This window comes from Sanguibacteroides justesenii (assembly GCF_003204205.1).
Taxonomy (GTDB): domain Bacteria; phylum Bacteroidota; class Bacteroidia; order Bacteroidales; family Marinifilaceae; genus Gabonibacter; species Gabonibacter massiliensis.
This window is the reverse complement of sequence record NZ_QJPL01000001.1, coordinates 12470-30428: the sequence shown is the minus strand read 5'-3', so window position 1 is coordinate 30428 and position 17959 is coordinate 12470. Positions and strand designations below refer to the sequence as shown.

12 protein-coding genes are annotated in these 17959 nt (G+C 41.5%); 3 read left to right on the top strand and 9 right to left on the bottom strand.

Going from position 1 to position 17959, the window contains the following annotated elements:
* The first annotated feature begins 146 nt into the window (after positions 1–146).
* Positions 147–2816 carry a PAS domain-containing sensor histidine kinase gene (locus DMB45_RS00100; protein ID WP_052634746.1) on the top strand — a complete coding sequence of 890 codons (2670 nt, stop codon included), beginning with the start codon at positions 147–149 and terminating at the stop codon, positions 2814–2816.
* A gap of 90 nt (positions 2817–2906) precedes the next feature.
* Here the strand turns inward: DMB45_RS00100 and DMB45_RS00095 are convergent, their stop codons facing one another.
* A complete protein-coding gene (locus DMB45_RS00095; RefSeq protein ID WP_041504001.1) occupies positions 2907–3419 on the bottom strand; it encodes a TlpA family protein disulfide reductase in 513 nt (170 codons plus the stop codon).
* A gap of 156 nt (positions 3420–3575) precedes the next feature.
* Here DMB45_RS00095 and DMB45_RS00090 point away from each other — a divergent pair, with 156 nt between their 5' ends.
* Positions 3576–4454, top strand: coding sequence for a pirin family protein (locus DMB45_RS00090; RefSeq protein ID WP_110688312.1), 879 nt, complete (start codon positions 3576–3578; stop codon positions 4452–4454).
* A gap of 48 nt (positions 4455–4502) precedes the next feature.
* On the opposite strand, the gene DMB45_RS00085 is transcribed toward DMB45_RS00090, so the two are convergent.
* From DMB45_RS00085 to DMB45_RS00065, 5 genes are all read right to left on the bottom strand, one after another.
* Complete coding sequence (locus DMB45_RS00085) at positions 4503–6191, bottom strand: PKD-like family lipoprotein (RefSeq protein ID WP_041504003.1); 1689 nt, start codon at positions 6189–6191, stop codon at positions 4503–4505.
* A gap of 23 nt (positions 6192–6214) precedes the next feature.
* Complete coding sequence (locus DMB45_RS00080; RefSeq protein ID WP_160289149.1) at positions 6215–6910, bottom strand: DUF4843 domain-containing protein; 696 nt, start codon at positions 6908–6910, stop codon at positions 6215–6217.
* 11 nt (positions 6911–6921) lie between these two features.
* The gene (locus DMB45_RS00075) at positions 6922–8403 is read right to left on the bottom strand and encodes a RagB/SusD family nutrient uptake outer membrane protein (RefSeq protein WP_110688311.1); all 1482 of its coding nucleotides are present in this window, start codon (positions 8401–8403) and stop codon (positions 6922–6924) included.
* Positions 8404–8419: 16 nt separating this feature from the next.
* Positions 8420–11842, bottom strand: coding sequence for a SusC/RagA family TonB-linked outer membrane protein (locus tag DMB45_RS00070; RefSeq protein WP_052634748.1), 3423 nt, complete (start codon positions 11840–11842; stop codon positions 8420–8422).
* Positions 11843–11934: 92 nt separating this feature from the next.
* Positions 11935–13098: a FecR family protein gene (locus DMB45_RS00065; RefSeq protein WP_052634749.1), complete on the bottom strand. Its 1164-nt coding sequence runs from the start codon at positions 13096–13098 to the stop codon at positions 11935–11937.
* A 307-nt stretch (positions 13099–13405) separates the two neighbouring features.
* On the opposite strand from DMB45_RS00065, the gene DMB45_RS00060 reads away from it, so the two are divergent.
* On the top strand, positions 13406–14683 hold the full coding sequence (locus DMB45_RS00060) for a KamA family radical SAM protein (RefSeq protein ID WP_041504006.1): 1278 nt from the start codon (positions 13406–13408) through the stop codon (positions 14681–14683).
* A 31-nt stretch (positions 14684–14714) separates the two neighbouring features.
* Here DMB45_RS00060 and DMB45_RS00055 read toward each other — a convergent pair whose 3' ends face one another.
* The 3 genes from DMB45_RS00055 to DMB45_RS00045 all read right to left on the bottom strand — a co-directional run bounded on the left by DMB45_RS00055 (position 14715) and on the right by DMB45_RS00045 (position 17952).
* Positions 14715–15281 carry an RNA polymerase sigma-70 factor gene (locus DMB45_RS00055; protein WP_235375091.1) on the bottom strand — a complete coding sequence of 189 codons (567 nt, stop codon included), beginning with the start codon at positions 15279–15281 and terminating at the stop codon, positions 14715–14717.
* Between the two features lie 240 nt (positions 15282–15521).
* Entirely contained in the window at positions 15522–16124 is a 603-nt protein-coding gene (locus DMB45_RS00050) for a nitroreductase family protein (RefSeq protein ID WP_041504007.1), read from the bottom strand.
* 163 nt (positions 16125–16287) lie between these two features.
* A complete protein-coding gene (locus DMB45_RS00045) occupies positions 16288–17952 on the bottom strand; it encodes a PKD-like family lipoprotein (RefSeq protein WP_160289150.1) in 1665 nt (554 codons plus the stop codon).
* Positions 17953–17959: the final 7 nt, after the last annotated feature.

Sequence of the window (17959 nt, the reverse complement as noted above, 5' to 3'; positions counted from 1 at the left end):
TTTGCATATATTGGAAATAAATGCATGCTTCTTTCATTTTAAGATATGCCGAGGTGGAAATACACGTAGATAATCGATTTAACAAGAGAATTGAAAATAAATTGGATCATATCTAAAACGAAATACGACAGAAACTTCTACCGACGATGGAAAAATTATACGAAAACCCCGAAACGACAACCATAGAGCAGGAACTTGAGCTATATCGTTCAATGATCGGTTCCTTACCACAAACCATTATTCTGTTGGATAAAAACAAATACGTCATTCGCATCTACAACGTCCCTTCTCAAAAAACAATAGCCGATCATCTATACAAAATTACAGGCAAATCTCTTCATTATTACTGTAAAGATCCGACCTTTCCCTATCAAAAACTTTGTTGTCAAATCGACACTATTTTCGATTCCGTCCTTAAAACAGGTAAAACGATTCATTTCGAAGACAATCTTCATGACAGAGACATAGAAATAATAGTCTCCAGAATCCCGAATAAACGAATAACGATCCAGATTCGCGACATCTCAAATCTCATTAACATAGAAAAAGAGAGAGAAACACAAGCGCACAACCAAGAATTACACGGAGCATTAATCGCCGGAGGTTTATCTTCATGGAGCTATGACGTGGAAAAAAAAATCATATCATCCGTCCACAACAATACGGTTATCGGTAAACAGATGAGACTCGAAGAGTTACTTCTGCGCATTGAGCCAGGGTATCGTCATTTACTTATCGATGCTTTCGAACAGATCATCCATCACGGAAGTAAATTTCAAAAATTCATAGTGGAAATCCGTGATCTATTTAACCAAAAAATAGATCTGGACATACACGCCATACCTTACCGATACACTCCAAACGGTAAAGTATCTATCATCATCGGTTCTCAAAAAGACGCTACTAAAAAACTTTTTTACGAAACCAATCGCACCACCCTGATCAAACAAAATAAACTAATCCTGGACAACGCAAATTCCGGATTCGTTTATATGACTTCCAACTACCAAATTCTTTGGGAAAACGTATCGAAAGTATTCTCCGATACACAGATCGTCAATCATTTCCGGGTAGGATCCCACTGTTACAGATCATTCGGCAAAAAAAAAGCTCCATTTTGCATGGAATGCCCGACACTCCAAGCCATAGCTTCCCGCAAAGTACAATGCCATACTTTCACCACTCCCAAAGGGTTATCGGTTGAAATAACGGCCAACCCAATCATCAATGAAGAAGAACAAGTAGAAGGAGTCGTACTTCGTATAGACGATATCACGAAACGGGAAGCAACCTATAACAAATTGAAACAATCCGAAGCAAAAAATGCCGCAACAAATCAATTACTATTGGCCATCCTTGAATATATGCCTTGTGCATTCTTTATCAAAGATGCCAATGACGAGTATAAATACGTAATAGCTAATAAAGAGTTTTGTAACTCTATCGTACATACAAAAAAGATTATAGGGAAAACAGATTATGAAATTTTCCCACCGGAAAAGGCAAACTATTACCGTATGCAAGACACGAATGTCATCGGGTGTAACGATATACTGACGATAGATGAAGAGATAGGGACAAACAATCAAGATAACTTCATGTGGCATATCACCAAATTTCCATTAATCGATAAAAAGAATAATAGAAAATTAGTCATAGGGATAGCACTTAACATCACAGAACACGTAAGAGCACAACAGGAAATCGAGTACAGCAAAACTTTGCTTGAATTCTCTTTTGTCGTCGGAAAAATCATCCCTTGGATCTGGGACTTATCCACCGGCATGATTCACTCGAACAGCAAAGAAGCTCTCTTTTTTGACCAGGAATCCACCTTCGAGGAATACATCGACACCTTTGTACATCCAGATCACAGGGCTAGAATCAAACAAGAAGCCAATGACTTAATCCACGGAAGAACGAAAGAACTGAATAGCCAAATATTAACACTCCGATCCGGCAAATACGAGTGGAATCATATCATCGGACAAAAAATAAAAGACCCCCAAAGCGGGCAACTGAAAGTTTTAGGGATTAATCGAATCATTACCGAAGAGGTCAAACAAAAAGAGGAGTTAGCCCGAGCAAAAAAGAAAGCAGAACAATCGGATGCACTTAAATCTGCTTTTTTAGCCAATATGAGTCACGAAATACGTACTCCGTTAAACGCCATCGTAGGCTTCTCTCAACTCATACACACGGCCGAATCTTTGGAAGAACGACAAGAGTATCAACGAATCATCGACTCGAGTTGCGAGTATCTGCTCAACTTAATCAATGATATTCTCGACCTGTCAAAAATCGAAGCAGGCTATATCAGTCGTACCGATTGCGAATTCGATTTGACCGAACTCTTCTCGGAACAAGAGATCATGATCCGGCCTAAACTTAAACATAGCGTACAGCTGATCTGGACCAAACCGACATCAAAGTGCATCGTTTGCTTAGATCGACTGCGGGTTGCACAAATCATAACGAATTTTCTTACCAATGCAGCAAAATTCACGGAGAGAGGATGTATAGAAATGGGATTTACATCCCGTGACGGAGGCGTCAAATTATTCGTTAAAGATACCGGTTGCGGCATAGCAGAGAACAATATCGACAAAGTATTCGAACGATTCGAAAAATTCAACAAATTCGCCCAAGGCACAGGACTCGGAATGGCTATCTGTAAGGCTATTATCAACGCATACAATGGAAAAATCGGTGTTACGTCCAGAATAAACGAGGGAAGTCTATTTTGGGCATGGATTCCATGTCATATCCACTCGGAGAAAAACGACAACAGTCAAACAAATACGACACTACCCTAAATACTTTACCCAACGACAAACGCAACAAAATCACACGACCTGTTTCGATTTCGTTACAATAATACTTGAACACTTCCGTAACATTTAAAGTTATTTCAATAACTGTTCTATTTTTTCGATCAACGCTTTGAAAGAGGCTTCATCATAACCGATTTCCAGGTAAACAATTTTCCCATCTTTCCCGACTATATAATTACGGGGAATGGAAGAAGTGGCAAATTTCTCAAAAATCTTCCGGTCGGTATCCATACCCATAGGAAACGTATAACCGTTCTTTTCCCGAAATTTTTTTATCTGTTCATAGCTATCTTCCCTGGATATCGGAAGAAAAACAAAATCTTTTCCCTTGAAGCGGTCGATAATCTCTTTTTGAACCCGTTTCAATTCAGCCTGACAGGGAGGGCACCAGGTAGCCCAAAAATTGATCAAAACCACTTTGCCTTTCAGATCATCGATTTTTATTTCCGTTCCATCAAACATCTTTACCTCGAAAGAGGGAACCCTATCCCCGACTTTTACCAAAGTCTCTTTTTCTTGCGCGAACACCCAGCTGATTCCCCCCATTAACAAGAGCATTACACCTATAATCCATAATCGTTTCATAATTGATAATTTAGTTGTTCCTACACAAAGATAAGATAATTATAGCACAATTCAACATTTATTACCAATTCTCTTCCTCCCCCGTTCGCATCAGCAAAATAAATCGAAGATTTTAAACATTCGGTTTGCGATTCCCGTTTAATCAATAAAACACTTATGCAAACAAAAGCAATACAACAAATTTTACCTCCACCTCCATCTCACATGGTCGGGGATGGTTTCCGGGTACACAACTTTTTTCCTCACGGTTACGATATGGCCCCCAATAGAATGAGTCCGTTCTATTTATTGGATTATAACGCCAAAATCGAATTTCCTCCCAAGGATACTCCCAGAGGAGTAGGCGTACACCCGCATCGGGGATTCGAAACCGTAACGATAGTTTATCACGGCAAGGTAGCACATCATGATAGTAAAGGTAACCACGGGGTTATCGGAGAAGGAGATATTCAATGGATGACGGCAGCATCCGGCATATTGCATAAAGAATACCACGAAGCAGGGTTCAGCCGAAAAGGAGGAGCCTTTCAAGTAGTTCAGCTCTGGATCAATCTTCCGGCCAAAGACAAAATGAGTACTCCCGGCTACCAATCCATTACCAACAAAGAAATACCCAAATATCCGTTACCACAAAATAAAGGAGTGGTAGAGGTCATTGCAGGAACTTACGAAGGGATAAAAGGCATCGCCCGTACTTTCACCCCCATCGAAATGTACAATATCCGTTTAAAGGCGGAAACAACAATAAATGTAGTATTACCGGAATACTATAACACCGGTATACTCGTTATCGAAGGAACAGTTCGAGTAAATGAAAAAGAGACGGCGCCGACGGATCATTTCATCTTATTCCGGAATAAAGGAGAAGCAATCACGTTAAAAGCCATAGAAAACTCTATTTTATTGGTACTAAGCGGAGAACCCATCAAGGAACCCATCGTATCCTACGGCCCTTTCCTAATGAATACCAAAGATGAAATCATGAAAGCATACAAAGACCTAAACGCGGGTAAATTCGGACAATTAGAAGATTAGCAAAAAGAATTCCCCCAAATTTGAGGGAATTCCCCGCTCATCGATAAATTATTTAATATTAGACCCTATATCGACAATTTTCCCGAAACCTTTGAATTCGTGAATACTATTTTCATCCCGCAAGATATCTCCGGAAGAGGTTAGTTTCATCTCGACCAATCCACCTTGATCGGCACTGTAGTTGAAAGCCGCTCCCAAAAGATAAGGAAGTCCCTCTTTTATGTACGCTTTCCAATCCTCGTTATACACATAATGGGTAAAATAGTTCAAACGAAACTTCAATCGCACGATTTTCACCGTAGGATCGGGGTGTTCATAAATAACTGTCGTCGTAGGAATCAGCCTGTTTAAATCCACCTTGTATATCTTATTTCCGGCCGCCATAAAAAACAGACGGTCCCATAGATAAGACGTGGTAAAACACAAATTTTCATAATCGACCCCGGCAGGTAAAGCGACTTTAAACTTACCGGAACACCAGGGAATATTACTCTCGTTTCCATAGGGAGCAGGCTTGTCGGCATCGACATTGATCTCGTAAACATATACCCCATGATCCGTCCGGCTATAGGCAAAAGACAATATCTTCCCGTAGGTATCCTCTTTCTGCGCCGTAACTCCCATATCCAACATCACTTTGTCACTCCCTATATTGTTGGGATCAAAAACATTCGGAGCTTTCTCTTTCTCCGGGATCAATGCCAATTCGAATTTTTTCCCGGATTCATAAAGACCGGAGGATCCTGTCGTCCTGAATAATTGATTATTCTCCGCATCATAATACGACATTCCCTCCCTAAAGCCCAAAAAACGATGATTCAAATCGTCATAGACAACAAAATACTCATAGGCAGAACAGGCCATTTTAGCCCGAAAATCCGTCTTATCTCCTCGAGTCAGAACCGTCGGATAGTAGACGGAAAAACCGTCAGCCTGGGCATGATACAGCTCTCCCCGATCGATGATCATCTCTCCGGATACCTGAGTTCTGGAAAATACGAATTCGGGAATGAAGTCCGTATCTCCGTCCAATTTCTTTCCGTACAGCATATCTTCAAGCATATACTCCACGCCGAAAGTAGAGGCGTTCAACATAACGGCATCCCGGTCCGTCATTAAAATAACGACAGGTCTACCTGGAGAAAAAACTCCGCCCCAAGCATCTCCATAGCGTATATTACTCACCAACACTTTTGGGTTCCCTTCCAAAGACAGCTCTTTTCCCACATCCGTCCGATAAGCATCGGGAATAACCATAGCACTCTCCCCCATACCATCGACGGCTCCCAACACACTACGCCCATTTACCTCCTGCAATACAAACCAACATCTGTTGTAAGGAGGTATGGGAGTTACCGTTACCATCCGATACCATACCGTACCTTCCGGACTCTGATCCGTTATTGTCAAACGTACGGTAAACGGACTCACCTCTTCCGGCTGCAACCAGATACGACAGCTCTTTTCCTCCCCGCATAAACGCCAACCCTCCAAAGACTCTTTTATTTCCCATTTAAAACTCAGATTCGTTTCATTCTGTAACTGTGTTTGAGTCAATTTAGGATTCAAATCTACCGGAACCGAATCGTTTTTTAATAACCGGACTCCCACGGCTGCCGGTAAATCGACTACGACCTCATTGATGTTATGATAATCGTACGAGCCCTTATCATCATAACACCCATAAACCAATAACAAAATCCCGACCAGGAATATCATTTTTCTTTGTATTTTCATAACGTATCATTTTAAATTCATCACTATTGCCTATCGAAAACGATTTCACCACCGTCCTCATCCAACAAGGGAGGATTTGTCTTTAAATATTCGGTATATGCCGTTCTCACTTTTTCCCTTTCGGCTAATATGACAGAGCCGATCAACGGGATTTCCCTATAAGCTTTTCGGAGAACATCCATCATGAAAAGGTACTTCCCGTCCGAATATTTTCCCCAAAAAAACGATAGCCAACCATCCGGTCTTATCTTATAGTGAATCTCCACTTTACAGGCACGCCGATCCTCCCGCCCCGGTGCAAATCGGTGTAAAGGATTATTTACGTCAAAAACTATATTCACTCCCCAAGGTTCTTGTGTCGTTACCTTTTCCGGGCGTTCGGCCCGTATCGTCACGGATTGAGTAATGGTATCCAACGCCGTATAAGTATACTTATCTTCCGCTTCAACATGGGCCTTATCCGTATAACTGCTATTCACCTCTGTCGTCAGGCAAAAATCCCGGGATTTTTTCACATCTCCCTGTATCTCTACCACCACGGCCAATTCAACCCACTCCAGTCCTTTGACGTAATCGGAATCCCGAAAAGTATAAGCAATCTTGGAGGAATGAAAATTGATACATTCCGCCCCGTCGTACAAGGCTATCTCATGCTCGGTACAACTAACGTAAAGAGCACCGATAAGTAAAGCCAGCACTAAAAATTTATATCTTTTCATATCGTTCATGCTTAATTATTATTGCCAAAAATTAGTTCGTTATCCGGAACGGGCCACCGGTATTTCCCCCGGACATCGGTTAAGGGACATCGATCGAATGTTTTATAGTTCCGGTGTTTATAAAAATAAAACAACTTACCTTCCGCGTAGAAGTCCTTCCGATACTCCTTCATGATCTCGTTTATCCTGACCGTCTGGGTATTGTCATATCCCGGACGGGTATCCGGACGGTCGTAATTATCATTTGCCATAATTTCGTCCATGTAAGAGATACCTCTTGTCCAACGTACCGTATTCAACGCTTCGGCACTTTTAACTTTGTCATTTTCACACTCGGCAACGATATAATACATCTCCGAAAGCCGGATCAAGGGAACGATATTTTTACCGGAATAGTCATCCCGATAACCGGATTGGTTGTATTTCCGGCATAATTTATACACCCGGCCATTTGTTAATACCGATTTGAAGGTGCTATTCTGAGCCCTGAAATCGGTTGCTCCACCCCCTAAAAACTCGTACAAGGCATTAAAATTCCCTTCCATGATAAAAGTGTGATCCCATATCGACCCGACAAATTCGTTATCACTAAAATAACTATCTATCAATTTGTTAAATTCATACACGTGTAAACCAAAAACATGCTCCTCGTAAAGTACGAGAGTATGATTGGACTCACTTAACTTAAAATAGGGAGCACTAATAACCTCCCTCGCGTATCGTACGGCTTTTCCCTTGCTCTCTTCGTCTCCTTTATAACTGTAAACTCTTGCCAGAACAGCCTTTACGGCATACAAATTCATGCGCAACTGCCGTTGATTCACGAAAGCGTCATAATCTATATCCATAAGATCCGGATAACCGAAACGTTGGGGATCGTGTTGTTCCAATAAATCATTGGCTTCCTGCAAATCCGTCAAAATATGAATAATAACTTCATCTGCCGTCAAACGAGGAGGAGCCTTCTCGTTAAGCTCTTTCCGGTAAGGAATTGTTTTTTCAGAAGAATTCGCACTGTATACCGGTCCGAACAAACGTAATAAATCAAAATGCAGAAACGCCCGCAGCCCCAGAGCCTCTCCCTTCATCATCTCGTAATAATGGTTTGTTTTAATTACCGAACGATTTTTCTCTAAATACTTCAGGAAATTATTAATATTGGCAATGATGTTATACATTTCCAAGTAAATCTTATTCTTAAGATCCAGATAAAGCCCGTCATATTCATACATCTGTGTTTTATCCAAACTTTTAGATCCCGGATAATTATCATAATTCCCCGAAAGCAGTTCCAGGTATCCGTACGTCAATTCTTTGGCATACAGATTCTCGGAACCCATCTTCAAATAAAAACCGGTTAGCACGTCTTTAAATCCGGATTCGGATTCGAACATCTTATCTCCCGGAATAGCCGTTTTCGGTTGTACGTCCAACCAATCGGCACAAGCAGTAATCCCGAAAGCCAAAACGAGTATTATATCTATTCTTTTCATATCCAGAAAGTTTTAATTAAAAGGCAACATTCAACGACAACGAGAACTGACGGGCAAAAGGATATTTCAATCCCCGTTCTTGTTTTATAGAAGAGAGATAAAACAAATCCTCCATATTAAAAGCCAGGTTTACTGAATTCATCCCCCAACGTTCGATATATTTCGCGTTGGTTTTATCCATCCGGTAACTGAAAGAAAGAGAGGTCATCTGAAGGGTATTTTCATCCATCACGAAACGAGAACTGGCTTTCGTTTTCGATCCCTCCGCAGCCGGCGAAATCTTTTTATACTTCACCCGATCCCCCTTCTTCTTCCACCTCAAATCCAATACCCGTTTATCCGCATTGTACATCAAATCCGCATTCTCGACCTTATCCACCAATGTTTGATTATACATCTGTCCTCCGAACTTGTAGGCAAAACTCATATTCATCCCGAAACCCTTATAGGTAAACGAAGAATTGAGACTTCCCCGCCAGCGAGGTTCCGTATTTCCGCAGGCGACCATATCTATTGGATCCCAAGTCCCGGTCACGTTCCCGTTTCTTCTTAGAAAGATTTCTTCTCCGGTAGCCGGATCGATCCCCAAAGATTTCACCACCCAAATACGATTCATCGACTCTCCTTCCTCATAACGGGGGAGTGGCGAATCTTTCAATTTTTCGGCATTAACGGCATTCATATTTCTTAGTGCTTCCGAAATCTTTTTCAGTTTATCTCTATTATGGGAACCATTCACGGAAACAATCCAGTAAGCAGCCTTTTCCGCATCCCGATAGGGAATAAAAGAGAGATTCAGCTCCACTCCCTTGTTTTCAATCGTACCCATATTTTCAGGATAAGAAATAAAACCCGACGAAGGAGCAATCGTTATATCCGTTAATGAGTTTTTGGTCCGTTTACGAAAATACTCCGCCCGAGCAGTGATCCGTCCGTCGAACAGCCCCAGCTCCCAAGCTACATTCCATGTTTCCGTCTGTTGCCACTTCAACTTTTCGTTCGGCATAGCCACCAACTCGGCCCCGGTTCCGTCGGAAGCCAAATAGGGCTTCAACAAGACCCCGTAAGTATACAATTCCCGGGATTGGTAAGGCGCAAATCCCTGAGTTCCCGTAACCCCGTAAGATCCCCGTAAAACAAAATCGGAAATAAAGCCGATCCGGGACATAAAAAGCTCTTTTTTCACATCCCAACGTAATCCTGCAGACCAAAAAGGCGCAAACCTATTGTCTTTGCCGAACAGAGAAGAGCCGTCTGCCCGAATATTAAAATCAACCGAATATTTGTAGTTATAGGAATATCCCAAAGTCGCAACCCAGCCGATCAAACGGGAAGTGTTCTCCATCCCGGTCATTTTCTCGTCGTACTTTTTACCGAAAAGGATATCATCCATATTATCATTGGGAAACCCGGTCACGTAGGCTCCATAATTGCTATTTTGCGTCTCCTGCACAGACATACGGACATTACCGGTAAAGTAATGGACTCCTCCGAACAACTTATTATAACTTCCGGTAAGATCCAATGCATAACTAAACTCCTCCTGCTGCGTCCGGCGAAAATCACCGCGCAAAGAAGGATCCGCAATTCCGATAAACGCCGTATGCTGCGCGGGACGAAAAACATCCGTCTTCCCATTGCTTTTGGACAAGGAGAAACTCCCTTCCAAACGCATGCTCTCCAACGGATTATACTCTATTTTAAACAGATTACGCACCCCGAAACCCATCGTCCTGTTTCTCGTGTGAAAGGTCGTGTTATACATGGGATTGGCATAATCCAAAACCGCCGTCGTTCCCCGTATCATCCCGTCGAATCGGTCCAAGCGTTTCATCACCTCTCCGTTCTCCCCGTACGGACGTAAATAAGGATTCAATCTCGTGTATTCGCTGAAATTTCCCCAAGGAGACTCATCTCCGACAGTACTATTAACGGTAATACTATTCTTTAGCAATAATTTCTGAAAACGATATTGCAAATCCAATGATCCGGTCGTCGTATTTCGTTTAGACCCCTTCATTACCCCCGGTGTAAAATTGACTCCGGCATATAGCCTATAACGCAAAGCCCTGTCTCCACCCTCCAACGTCAGCGAATGCCTTTGCTGCACGGCCGTCCGTAAGGGTTTATCCAACCAATAGGTGTTTACCCCTCGTTTTACCTCCCTCATCTTCTCCTGGTATAACACCAACGCAAAATTATCGACACTCCCGTTATCCCGGTAAAAACCGGCTCTTCGTTCAGCCTCCAACTTTTCTGCGGCATTCATCAAATTGTAATCGGACAAATCCGGTGTTTCTACCCGAACATTCCCGCCGTATGTCACCCAAAGACGGCCTTCTTTAGGAATCTTGGTTTCAATCACGATTACCCCGTTAGCAGCCTTAGAGCCGTAAATAGCCGTTGCCGCCGCATCTTTCAACAACGTGATAGACTCCACCCGGTCCGGATCCAAATCCACCATCGTCTGCAAATCGATTTCGAAACCGTCCATAATCAATAAGGGTTGATTGGGATAAGTGGCGTATTCTCCCTGCAAAGTGACCACATTGGCGGAAGCCCCCGCATTACCGCCCGGCAAAGTAGCTTGTCCCCGCATCCGCAAATCGGGCAAACGATTCGGATTGGATCCGTTTTCGATATCCTCCATGACCCGAAAACTCGGCTCTATGGCCGCCAAGGCTTTCGCTATATTGGTCGTACTGATTTTTTTCAACTCCTCACCTTTCACGGTAACAGCCGATCCGGTAAATCCCTCCTTACGACGATTAAACATACCGGTCACGACCACTTCCGATAATTCCTCACGGTTCACCTTCATCTTAACTACCCACTCTCCCGTTTTAGGTATGTCTTCAAACGGAATGACCCGTGTCTCCATCCCTACAAAAGAAAACACAAGTTCCGCCCGGGTCGTATCCGGAACCAACAGGGAAAAAAAACCGCTCGAATCGGTAGCCTGCCCCAAATGAGTCCCTTTTATAACGACCGTTACTCCCGGTAAAGACAAACCTTTTTGATCCGCCACCCTTCCTTTTACTACTTTTGATTTAATATTCTTCTTTTCTTGTTTCTGCAATTTAGGAGAGATAATCACGATCTTATCTTCAATCTTATACCACAACTCGGTTCCTTTCAAACAATCGGCCAACACCTCTTCCACGTTCCGATCTTTAGAAACCACGTCTATCTTCCCCACCCTCTCTATTTCATTATTGCTATACACGAACTCGTATCCCGTTTGACGAGTGATCTCTTCAAACACGGCCTTCAATGTCGTATTCTTCATCTTCATACTTAAACGTACTTGTGCTGCAGCTCTTTCAGCAACTGAGATAAATCCCAAAACCAAAAGGCAAAGAAAGACTCGCCTGCACCATACTTTTTTTCGTATGACACGCTTATAGTTAATCGTGTCAACATCTCGATTTTTTTTCATAAATTCGTAACGCTTTATAGTTAACAATAGTCATGTTATCACATGGCTGTTATCGATTAACAGGAAAGTGTTTGCCCACTTTCCTGTTTGTTTCACTCTTTTCGAACAATCAAAGTTCTTCCGTTCCATTCAAAACGTAATCGAGCGGTTAATTCCAATATCTCTAAAACTTTATCAATACTCTCGTATTTCGGCAGATTACCCGTAAATCTGATCTCTCGTAAGGAAGCATCCTCAATAGATATCCGAACATCATACCAACGTTCTAATTTTTTCAATACCGACGGTAAAAACTCGTTTTCAAAAACGAAACGTCGTTCTACCCATGCTATACAAGAACGTACGTCTACCTGTTCCACCTTCAATTTTTCATCCCAGCAGGTCGCCCGATCGCCCGGTCGTAATTCCACTTCCTCATCCCCCGCAGTAATCCGTACCTTTCCCTCTACAAGCGTCGTTTGTTGTAACTCGTCCGGATAAGCTTTCAAATTAAAAACAGTCCCTAAAACCCGTACTTTCAATCGATTCGTTTGCACGATAAAAGGTTTTAGAGTGTCTTTTCGAACTTCAAAAAAAGCTTCACCCTCTAACTCGACCAAACGTTGGTCTCCCGCAAAACGATCCGGATAGCGGATTTTCGAATCTGCATTCAAAATCACTTTTGTTCCGTCTGCCATACACAACATGTACTCTCCGCCACGGGGAACTTTCAGTGTATGCCATTTCGCCTCTTCGGTTACGAGAGTGTCGATGTAGAGCAGCCTTTTTCCGTCATTGACAAAATTTTCCCCTTTCAACTCCCTACAAACAGAATCATATTCTGCCGTAAGAGGTACCACCTCTCCGTTTTCCAATACCAATAAGGCTTTTGAAGATCCCGGAAGAATAGAAATAGGTAGCCCGGCATTTTCGATTACGGGATTCCCTCTTTCCGATAAATAAAAAAAGATACCACCTACACACATCAAAACAACAATCATAGCAACACATCTCCAAAAGCGAAACTTCGGCCTCCGGTAAGAGAAACCGATTCGTCTCTCCACTTTTTCCCAATCTTCTTTCGAATCATAGCGTCGAAACTCCCTCATCCCCTTTTCTACATACGTTACGTCCGTCAATCGATCGAATAAAAATCGATTCTCCTCACTCTCTCGGAGCCATTTCGTCAACTCTTCTTCCTGATCCACTCCCAATTCTCCTTTCAAATAAGTCAGTATCAGATCCACAATCTTATTCCGTTTTGAATTCAAAACCATATTTCATCCATTTTCATTATAAAACAGGTAAAAAAGAAAAAGGAGGACAAAAACAGTGATCTATTTTATGCAAACCGAATCCGATAAAATGAGAAACAAACGAATCAGTGATTCAAAACACTATGAATTAACAAATTGCATCCCAATAACATTAAACATATTTTTAAATTTTCCGGGAAAATACAGGAAACCGCAAGCTATTAAATAGAATCGATACCGCAAATAATTAAATATTAACACATTATATTCTATATTGATAGAAAAAAATCATATATTTGTAGATAATGTACTAAAACCGATAAAAATAATGGAATATAATTCTTTTACTCTCCATAATTACAAAGCGATTCCTCAACTCTCAAAATTAACGCCGGCACAAATAGAAGCCATTGAAGTTGTCGGGCGAGTGTTGCCATTTAAGACCAATAATTACGTCATCGATGAACTGATCAACTGGGGCAATATTCCTGACGATCCCATATTCACTCTTACTTTTCCCCGTAGCGAGATGCTACCCGCCACCGCTTACAATAAGGTCAAATTTCTATTGGAAAACAAGGCAGATGAAGAGATATTAAAGAGAGAGATCGAAAAAATCCGTATAAGATTGAATCCGAATCCGGCCGGACAAGAGTACAATATCCCCATGCTGGGAGAGGTAAAACTCAAAGGAGTACAACACAAATACCGAGAAACCGTCCTGTTTTTTCCGGCACAAGGACAAACCTGCCACGCCTATTGCACCTTCTGTTTCCGCTGGCCGCAATTTTCGGGAATGAGTTCTTTAAAATTTCACATGAAAGAGGCTGACCTGCTTTATCAATACCTGGACAGTCACAAAAAGGTCAGCGATATACTGTTTACCGGAGGCGATCCCATGACTATGTCAGCCTCTATATTAACATCCTATATTCTTCCCCTGTTATCCGAACGATTCTCCCATATCCGTACCATTCGTATCGGTACAAAGTCCTTAGCTTATTGGCCGTATCGTTACCTGTCTGACAAGGATGCTCCCGAACTGTTAGCGTTATTCCGGCAAGTGGTCGCCTCGGGACGCAATTTAGCCATCCAGGCCCACTTCAACCATCCGGCGGAACTATCTACCTCCGCGGTAAAAGAGGCCGTACAACGGATACGCAATACCGGGGCGCAGATAAGGACGCAATCTCCCCTGCTTAAACATATAAACGACAAATCCGAAATTTGGAGTGAAATGTGGAGAAAACAAGTAGATATGAACATGATCCCCTATTATATGTTTGTAGCCCGGGACACCGGATCAAAAACATTTTTTGAACTTCCGTTGGAACGCTGTTGGCGTATATTCCGCGATGCATACAGTCACGTTAGCGGTGTGTGTCGTACGGTGCGAGGACCAAGCATGAGTACGGAACCGGGAAAAATCCAAATAGTGGGCATGAGCGAAGTAAAAGGAGAAAAAATATTCGTATTACGCTTTTTGCAAGGAAAAAAATCCCGGTGGGTGGATGTTCCTTTTTTCGCCCGATATGATCCCTATGCCACCTGGTTTGATCAACTTCACCCGGCATTCGGCGAAGAAAAATTCTTTTTTGAAAAATAATCCCTTCAAAAAAATACGGCACATGTTGAAATCAAAAAAACAAAAAGGCAAGAACAGGATACAAATGCTTTAAACGTTCCCGTAAAAATTTTTTAGCTCGTCGACGTTGCGTTTTAACGGTTGTTTCGGCTATATGCAACTGCTTGCAGATTGTCTTTATATCCAAAAATTCAATATAACTCATTTTGAAGATCCGCTTACATTCGGCAGGCAGTTCTTCTATTATAACAAATATCTCTTTAAAAACATCCGCTTCTACCTGCATACAAAATACTTTTTCCTCCTCATACGCGGGTTCTCCTAATTTCCGATTAGCCTTTTCCCGATTATTTCGTTTTTCCAAATAATTTAAAGCTCTGTTTTGTACACAACTATATAAAAATGATTTTAACGCTATCAGATTGCCAAACTTATTACTCGACTCCCACAAACTGATAAATACGTCCTGCACGACATCTTTTGCCACTTCCTGATCATGTACAAATTTATTGGCAAAATAACAAAGCGAAGCGTAATATTCATGAAACACGTTCTCGAATACCTTCGGACATTCGACATCCAATATTTCAGGATCCATGTACTCATCTGTATAACGCACGTTATTCGACATTCACATCAATTTACACATCCAAAAATACATGTTTTTATACGATATGCAATAAAATTTGGAATAATAAATATTTTCCATACCTATCGGGGGAAATTGATATCCTCGAATAGACATAGAGCAATCATACTCCAATCGTAGCATTCGATTCATATCAATAAAATATAGGTTCTTAAACGGATCTATCGAGAATATAATAAAATTCGAGAGGGAAATTCCCTCTCGAACAAATTATTTAAAAACCCTCACGCGTTCCTCTATCGGATTGAATTCTTTTTGTCCGGGTTCCTGAAGAGGTACGCCAAACGGCATTTGTGCCACTAATTCCCAATTTTCAGGAAGTTTCCACTCCGCCATGACTGCTTTATCTACCAGTGGATTATAATGTTGGAGGGAAGCTCCGAAACCGGCATCTTCCAACATTGCCCATACAGCTAACTGATGCATGGCAGATGTATGTTGAGACCAAATCGGAAATTTTTCATGATAAAGTGGAAATGCTTTTTGCAATCCCTCCACGATCGTCCGGTCTTCAAAAAACAATACCGTACCGTATCCGGCCTTAAACGAGGTATCGACCTTTGTCTCCGTCGCCTTAAATGCCTCGGCTGAAACAATCTTTCTCAGGGTTTCTTTCACGATGTCCCAAAATTTCCGATGCTGTTCTCCCAACAAAAGTACCAAACGGGTAGATTGTGAATTAAAAGCAGAAGGAACATGCTTTACGGCAAATTTTACTATATTTTCAATCTCTTCGTCCGAGATGAGCGATTTATTACTGACGGCGTAATAGCTTCTTCTAAGCTTTAACGCCTCTTTCAAACTTCTTTCCATAATCTCTTAATTTCATTTTTTACAATATACGAAATTTTTCTAAAAAAGATTACTTAATTATACCGCAAATCGAAAAGAGCCGTCTAAACACCGACGGCTCCTTTCAAGAAACTGACTCGCTTCTAATGGAACGAAGAAATATCCATAATTTATTTCCTATAAATTATTTGAAAGTATAACAAATATCCACGACCTTTCCAAATCCTTTATATTCAAACGTGTTATTTAAATTCCGGTCCACGTCTCCCGCGGTATTCAATTGCATCTCTACAATTCCTCCCGAGTTGGTTCCGTAATCCAACACGGCGGCCAACACACGAGCATACGGGATCTCCGACTCACTCTCCCAATCGTACAAATTATAATAATACTTGAATTTCATATTTGTTATTGTCACCCCTGCATGTTCATGCTCGTATACTATCGTCATTGTAGGCGTGGATCGATTTAAATCTACCTTGTAGATTTTATTTCCGGAAGCCATAAAGAATATACGATCAAAACCTCGAGAAGTAATAAAACATAACTCTTCTCCCGTTGAACCTTCCGGAAAAGGAATTTCAAATTTACCGGAACAACGGGCATGACTCTTATCTCCGGAAATCCAACCAGCCAAAGAGAATTCAAATACATGAATTTTCCGCTCGGCAACATCTGTACTAAAAGCCAGCAATTTTTCTCCACCTGACATTTCACTCATAGCAACCATTTTGAAAGCCGGGTCTATCTTATCCGGATCAAAAAGATTTTTTGTATCCTCATTTTCCTTGTTTTCTCCGATAAACTCTAATGAAATCGGAGCATCCACAAATTTACGATCTGATGTTCTGATATATTTATTTATATTCCTTTCCAAATTATCACTCCACTCTTTTGCAAAATTTAGAAACCGATGATTTTCTTCGTCGTACACGAAAAATCTACTTTTTGCATTTCCCCCGACTTCAACACGATAAGAAGTTCCATCTTCTACTTTCGTCGAGTTATAAACAGAATATCCGTCCATATTAGCATAGTATACTTTCCCGGCATTTATTAACATCTCTCCCCCGCTACTTCCATCCCGCGAAATCAAATACCGGGGAGAGAAGATTATTCCCTCCTGCATCAACATTTCATCCAACGACCAGACCGTTTCAAAAGTTGAAGCATCCATCACTTCCATATTCTCGTCTGTTAAAGCCATGACAGTCCGTTGCACGATCGGGTTAAACCCCATAAACGGAGGAAGAAAATTCATCGGACTTCCGTAAATTCTATTGCCCGTTAAACATTGCGGAACTCCCTTTACGGTCCATTCTTTTCCGGTATCCTCTTTGTAGGCATCCCGAATGACGACCGCGGATAAACCCTCCCCGTCAACGACGCCTAACACAGCTTTACCACCATCGTCCTGCAAAACGAACCAGGTACTACTATAAGGTTGAATTATCTTTAAAACCATCTCTTTATACCAGGTTGTTCCTTCGGTATTATCTTTTAAGTTCAAACGCAAACGAATATCTTCGGTATCTTCCGGTTTAATATAAATTCGACACGTTTTTTCATGTCCACAAATTTCCCAATTATTCATCATATCTTTTTCCAATTTCTTCTCCCAAAGAAATACCAGATCCGACTCGTTTTCCACCAGAGTCTGTTTCAAATCCGGTGTAATTTCAACGAGTACGGAATCCACTTTAGGCAAACGCACGCCTTGCGAAGTAGGAAGAGTAATAGCGACCTCGTTTATATCGTGATAATCATATGACCCTTTGTCGTCGTAACACGCGGAAAACAGTAAAAGGCCAATTACCCATAAAATCATATTTTTCATTCTCTTTTTCATAACGTCT

What these genes read in the sequence shown, in the direction of transcription:
- DMB45_RS00045 (WP_160289150.1), bottom strand. Translation starts at nt 17,952, where the DNA reads ATGAAAAAGAGAATGAAAAATATGATTTTATGGGTAATTGGCCTTTTA.
- DMB45_RS00080 (WP_160289149.1), bottom strand. Translation starts at nt 6,910, where the DNA reads ATGAAAAGATATAAATTTTTAGTGCTGGCTTTACTTATCGGTGCTCTT.
- DMB45_RS00095 (WP_041504001.1), bottom strand. Translation starts at nt 3,419, where the DNA reads ATGAAACGATTATGGATTATAGGTGTAATGCTCTTGTTAATGGGGGGA.
- DMB45_RS00090 (WP_110688312.1), top strand. Translation starts at nt 3,576, where the DNA reads ATGCAAACAAAAGCAATACAACAAATTTTACCTCCACCTCCATCTCAC.
- DMB45_RS00060 (WP_041504006.1), top strand. Translation starts at nt 13,406, where the DNA reads ATGGAATATAATTCTTTTACTCTCCATAATTACAAAGCGATTCCTCAA.
- DMB45_RS00050 (WP_041504007.1), bottom strand. Translation starts at nt 16,124, where the DNA reads ATGGAAAGAAGTTTGAAAGAGGCGTTAAAGCTTAGAAGAAGCTATTAC.
- DMB45_RS00065 (WP_052634749.1), bottom strand. Translation starts at nt 13,098, where the DNA reads ATGGTTTTGAATTCAAAACGGAATAAGATTGTGGATCTGATACTGACT.
- DMB45_RS00085 (WP_041504003.1), bottom strand. Translation starts at nt 6,191, where the DNA reads ATGAAAATACAAAGAAAAATGATATTCCTGGTCGGGATTTTGTTATTG.
- DMB45_RS00070 (WP_052634748.1), bottom strand. Translation starts at nt 11,842, where the DNA reads ATGAAAAAAAATCGAGATGTTGACACGATTAACTATAAGCGTGTCATA.
- DMB45_RS00100 (WP_052634746.1), top strand. Translation starts at nt 147, where the DNA reads ATGGAAAAATTATACGAAAACCCCGAAACGACAACCATAGAGCAGGAA.
- DMB45_RS00075 (WP_110688311.1), bottom strand. Translation starts at nt 8,403, where the DNA reads ATGAAAAGAATAGATATAATACTCGTTTTGGCTTTCGGGATTACTGCT.